Here is a 5,229-nt window from a genome sequence, read left to right as displayed (position 1 = left end):
CTGCCGCCCGGCGAGCTGCTGGCCGTGGTCGGCCCCTCGGCCGCCGGCAAGACCACGCTGGCGCGCGTGCTGGTCGGCCTGTGGCCCGCCAGCATGGGCAAGGTGCGGCTGGACGGCGCCGACGTCTACAGCTGGGACAAGAGCCAGCTCGGCCCGCACATCGGCTACCTGCCGCAGGGCGTGGAGCTGTTCGAGGGCACCATCGCCGAGAACATCGCGCGCTTCGGCACGGTGGAACAGCACAAGGTGGAGGCGGCCGCCCAGGCGGTCGGCCTGCACGACTACATCCTGTCGCTGCCCGACGGCTACGACAGCCCGGTTGGCCGCGACGGCGCCATGCTGTCGGGCGGCCAGCGCCAGCGCGTGGGCCTGGCGCGTGCGCTCTACGGCGACCCCGTGTTCCTGGTGCTGGACGAGCCGAACTCCAGCCTGGACGAGGCCGGCGACGCCGCCCTGGCCTCGGCCCTCAACCAGGTCAAGGCGCGCGGCGCCACCGTGGTGGTGATCACGCACCGCACCAGCCTGCTGGCCGTGGCCGACAAGATGCTGGTGCTGCGCGACGGCCAGATGCAGGGCTTCGGTCCGCGCGACGAAGTGCTGGCCGCGCTGCGCAAGGCCCATGAACAGGCCGCGCAGGCCGTGCAACCCACCGGCGGCGCGATCCGCCCCGCCGCCGCTTACGCCACGCCCGGCGCCTGAACCCGCAGACACCATGACCGCTCCTTCGTTCTTCCGGCGCAGCGACCTCGCCGCCACCCTGTGGATGTTCCGCCGGCAATTCATGCTGGTGGGCATGCTCAGCTTCGTCTCCAACATGCTGCTGCTCAGCCCCACGCTGTACATGCTGCAGGTGTACGACCGCGTGCTGTCCAGCCAGAGCGAGCTCACGCTGCTCGCGCTGTCGCTGATCACGCTGGCGATGTTCATCCTGATGGCCGTGTCCGACTGGGCACGCTCGCGCATCCTGGTGCGCGCCGGCGTGCAGTTCGACCGCCAGCTGGGCACGCGCGTGTTCAACGCCAGCTTCGACTCCTACCTGAGCCAGGGCGGCGCGAGCCCCAGCCGCGCCTTCGCCGACTTGCTGCAGATCCGCCAGTTCCTCACCGGCAACGGCATCTTCGCCCTGTTCGACGCGCCCTGGGCGCCGATTTTCCTGGCAGTGGCGTTCTTCCTGCATCCGGTGCTGGGCTGGGTCGCCGTCGCTTTCGCCTGCGTGCAGATGGCCCTGGCCTGGTTCGGCCACCGCGGCGCCGCGGCGCCGGCCGAAGCGGCATCGCAGGCCACCACCCAGGCCAACACCTACCTGCAGGGCAAGCTGCGCAACGCCGAAGTGCTGCAGGCCATGGGCATGATCGGCAACCTGATGACGCGCTGGCTGGAGCGGCACCGCCACGCGCTCGCGCGCACGGCGCAGTCGCACGGCTCGCAGCACCGCATGAGCGCGATCAGCAAGTTCGTGCGCTATGCGCAGCAGTCGCTCACGCTGGCCGCCGGCGCCATCCTGGTGATCCGCGGCGAGCTCTCGCCCGGCGCGATGATCGCCGCCAACGTGCTGGTGCTGCGCGCGCTCGGGCCGATCGACCAGCTGGTGGGCGCGTGGCGCGGCTTCATCACCACCCACGCCGCCTTCCTGCGGCTGGAGCAGCTGCTGGCCGACTATCCGGAGCGCGACCGCGCGCTCAGCCGCGTGCCGCCCACCGGCGAGATCGTGCTGCGCAACGTGGTGGCGACGGCGCCGGGCCGCCAGCAGCCGATCCTCAAGGGCATCGACCTGGACGTGCGCGCCGGCACCGTGACCGCGGTGCTCGGCCCCTCCGGCTCGGGCAAATCCACGCTGGCGCGCGCCATCGTCGGCATCTGGCCCTACGTCTCGGGCGAGGTGCTGCTGGACGGCCGGCCGATCAGCGGCTGGAACCGCATCGAGCTCGGCCCGCATCTGGGCTACGTGCCGCAGGACATCGAACTGTTCGAGGGCACCATCGCCGAGAACATCTCGCGCTTCGGCAAACTCGAATCGGACAAGGTCATCGACGCCGCGCGCGCCGCCGGCCTGCACGACATGATCCTGCGCCTGCCGCAGGGCTACGACACGCCGATCGGCGAGGCCGGCGGCCTGCTGTCGGCCGGCCAGCGCCAGCGCATCGCGCTGGCCCGCGCCCTGTACGGCCATCCCGCGCTGATCGTGCTGGACGAGCCCAATGCCAACCTCGACGACGCCGGCGAGGCCGCGCTGGCCGGCGCCGTGCAGCGCCTGAAGGAGCTGGGCAAGACCGTGTTCCTCATCACCCACCGGCCGGCCGCGCTGGCCGCCGCCGACCAGCTGCTGATTCTGCAGGACGGCCGCATCCAGGCCTACGGCCCGCGCGACCAGGTGCTCGCGCAGCTGCGCGCCGCGGCCCAGGCCGCGACCCCCACCCTCGCAGCCCAGCCGGCCTGACGCCCCACACTCCTCTTCGAGACGACTCCATGGCATCCACCGACATCATCGATCCCAACCAGCCCCTGCCCAGGGATTCCGCCAACGCGCTCGCCCCCACCGACGCCGAGCACCGGCCCGCGCGCAGCCGCGCCGCGCGCATCGGCTGGGGCGCGCTATGGCTCGGCATCGCCGGCTTCGTGCTGTGGGCGCTGTTCGCGCCGCTGGACGAAGGCGTGCCGGCGCACGGCTCGGTGGCCATGGACACCAAGCGCAAGGCGGTGCAGCACCTGAGCGGCGGCATCGTCAAGGAAGTGCTGGTGACGGAGGGCAAGGACGTGCAGGAAGGCCAGCTGCTGCTGCGCCTGGACGACGCCACCGCCAAGGCCAACTACCAGGGCTCGCGCCAGCGCTACCTGATGCTGCTGGCCACCCAGGCCAGGCTGCGCTCCGAACAGGCCGGCCGCGACGCCATCGAATGGCATCCGGACCTGGTCGCCGCCAGCAAGGAAGACCCGCTGATCCAGCAGCAGATGAACAACCAGCAGCAGCTGCTGCGCACGCGCCGCGCCGGGCTGCAGGCCGACCTGCAGTCGATCAAGGAAAGCGTCAGCGGCCAGGAGGCGCTGATCCAGGCCTACCAGGGCATGCTGACCAACCGCCGCAGCCAGCTCAGCCTGCTGAACGACGAACTCACGCAGACGCGCGGCCTGGTCAAGGAAGGCTATGCGCCGCGCAACCGCCAGCTGGAACTGGAGCGCATGGTGGCTGAATCCACCTCCTCCTCCACCGAGCTGATCGGCAACCTGGCGCGCGCGCGCCAGTCCATCGCCGAGATGCGGCAGCGCGCCATCTCGCGCGAGCAGGACTACCGCAAGGAAGTGGAAACCCAGACGGCCGACGTCAACCGCGACGTGCAGTCCGAAGTGGAGAAGTACCGTGCCCTGCAGGACGACCTGAACCGCACGCTGGTGCGCGCGCCGGCCAGCGGCCAGGTGGTGGGCCTGAACGTCCAGACGGTGGGCGGCGTGATCGGCGCCGGCCAGAAGCTGATGGACATCGTGCCGGAGAAGGAGCCGCTGCTGCTGGAGGCGCGCGTCATGCCGCACCTGGTCGACAGCGTGCACGCCGACATGCCGGTGGACGTGCGCTTTTCCTCGTTCGCGCACTCGCCGCAGCTGGTGGTGCAAGGCAAGGTGGTCTCCATCTCGGGCGACCTGCTGACCGACCCGGCCAACAACACGCAGTACTACCTGGCGCGCGTCTCCATCACGCCCGAAGGCATGAAGAGCCTGGGCAAGCGCACGCTGCAGCCCGGCATGCCGGTGGAAGTGGTGTTCAAGACCGGCGAGCGCACCTTGCTGACCTACCTGCTGCACCCGCTGACCAAGCGGATGGCGGCCTCGATGAAGGAAGAATGACCATGGCACGCATCTCCGGTTTTCCGCTGCGCGCGGCTGCTCTGGCCGCCCTGTCCGCGCTGTCGCTGCCCGGCTGGGCGATCGACCTCCAGCAGGCCTACCAGGCAGCCATGGAGCAGGACGCGCTGATCCTCGCCGCGCGCGCCACCACCCTGGCGCGCAGCGAGCGCATCCCGCAGGCGCGCTCGCAACTGCTGCCCAACGTGACGGCCAACGCCTCGCGCTTTCGCAACAACCTGGACCAGACCGTGCCCAACCAGCAGGGCCGCGAGAGCACCACCCACCTGAACTACAACAGCGGCAGCACCGCCCTGGTGGTGCGCCAGCCGCTGTTTCGCAAGTACCAGTGGGACGACTACCGCCAGGCCCAGGCCCAGGTCGCCGCGTCCGAGGCCGAGCTGGACAAGGAAACGCAGAACGTGTCGGTGCGCGTGAGCACGGCCTACTTCGAGGCGCTTTTGAGCCAGGAACAACTGGCGCTGGTGCAGACCCAGAAGACCACGGTGACGACACAGCTCGACGCCGCGCGCAAGCGGCTGGCCGCCGGTTCGGGCCTGCGCACCGACATCGACGAGGCGCAGGCCGCGCTGGACATGAACATCGCGCAGGAACTGGAAGCGCGTCAGAACGTCGACTACACGCGCCGCCAGCTGGAAAGCCTGGTGAACCGCGAAGTGGACAAGCTGGCCACGCTCGACCCCATGCGGCTGCAGCTGCGCCGGCCCGACCCCGACCGCCTGGAGGAATGGACCGCGCGCGCCGAGGCGTCCAGCCCCGAGCTGCGGGCGCTGCGCGCGCAGCTGGACGCCGCGCGGCTGGAGGTGGAAAAGGCCCGCGACGGCCACCTGCCGACGCTGGACGCGGTGGCGCAGATCTCGCGCACCGAAAGCGAAACCGTCACCAGCGTGAACCAGAAATACCTGAACCGCTCCATCGGCGTGCAGCTGAGCGTGCCGCTTTATTCGGGCGGCTACGTGACCTCGGTGACGCGGCAGGCGCTGGCCGAGCAGGAACGCGTGACCCAGCAGCTGGAGTCCACGCGGCGCGACCTCTCGCTGCGCGTGAACAAGGAATTCCGCGGCGTCACCGAAGGCATGCTGCGGGTGCAGGCGCTGGAGCAGGCGGTGCGCTCGGCCGAACAGGCCGTGACCTCCAACCGCCGCTCCTACGAAGCCGGCGCGCGCACCCTGGTGGACACGCTCAACGCGGAGCAGCAGCGCATGCAGGTGCTGCGCGACCTGGCGCAGGCGCGTTTCGTCTACCTGCTGTCGCGCGTGCGCCTGCTGGCACTGGCCGGCGGCCCCAAGGACGAGGTGATTGCCGAGGTCAACGGCTGGCTGAAGCCCTGACAGCTGCCGCCAGCATCGCCGTGCGCGCCTGACAGGCGCGCAC

The 5,229-nt window shown here is 70.6% G+C and carries 4 protein-coding genes; all 4 read left to right on the top strand.

Going from position 1 to position 5,229, the window contains the following annotated elements; genetic code table 11:
- On the top strand, window positions 1–699 hold a 699-nt coding region (locus tag H0U68_RS14055), incomplete at its 5' end, for an ATP-binding cassette domain-containing protein (protein WP_296356604.1).
- 13 nt (window positions 700–712) lie between these two features.
- A complete protein-coding gene (locus tag H0U68_RS14050; RefSeq protein WP_296356602.1) occupies window positions 713–2,437 on the top strand; it encodes a type I secretion system permease/ATPase in 1,725 nt (574 codons plus the stop codon).
- A 29-nt stretch (window positions 2,438–2,466) separates the two neighbouring features.
- Window positions 2,467–3,837, top strand: coding sequence for an HlyD family type I secretion periplasmic adaptor subunit (locus tag H0U68_RS14045; protein WP_296356600.1), 1,371 nt, complete (start codon window positions 2,467–2,469; stop codon window positions 3,835–3,837).
- A 2-nt stretch (window positions 3,838–3,839) separates the two neighbouring features.
- Entirely contained in the window at window positions 3,840–5,186 is a 1,347-nt protein-coding gene (locus H0U68_RS14040) for a TolC family outer membrane protein (protein ID WP_296356598.1), read from the top strand.
- Window positions 5,187–5,229 lie beyond the last annotated feature (43 nt).

The sequence above is a fragment of the Ramlibacter sp. genome (genome assembly GCF_013697775.1).
Lineage (GTDB): Bacteria > Pseudomonadota > Gammaproteobacteria > Burkholderiales > Burkholderiaceae_C > Ramlibacter.
Note: the sequence above shows the minus strand (reverse complement) of the source record. Positions and strands in the feature narration are given on the sequence as shown.

Bases quoted from the DNA above. Each gene is read 5' to 3' on its own strand.
- H0U68_RS14050 (WP_296356602.1), top strand. From the start codon at position 713: ATGACCGCTCCTTCGTTCTTCCGGCGCAGCGACCTCGCCGCCACCCTG.
- H0U68_RS14045 (WP_296356600.1), top strand. From the start codon at position 2,467: ATGGCATCCACCGACATCATCGATCCCAACCAGCCCCTGCCCAGGGAT.
- H0U68_RS14040 (WP_296356598.1), top strand. From the start codon at position 3,840: ATGGCACGCATCTCCGGTTTTCCGCTGCGCGCGGCTGCTCTGGCCGCC.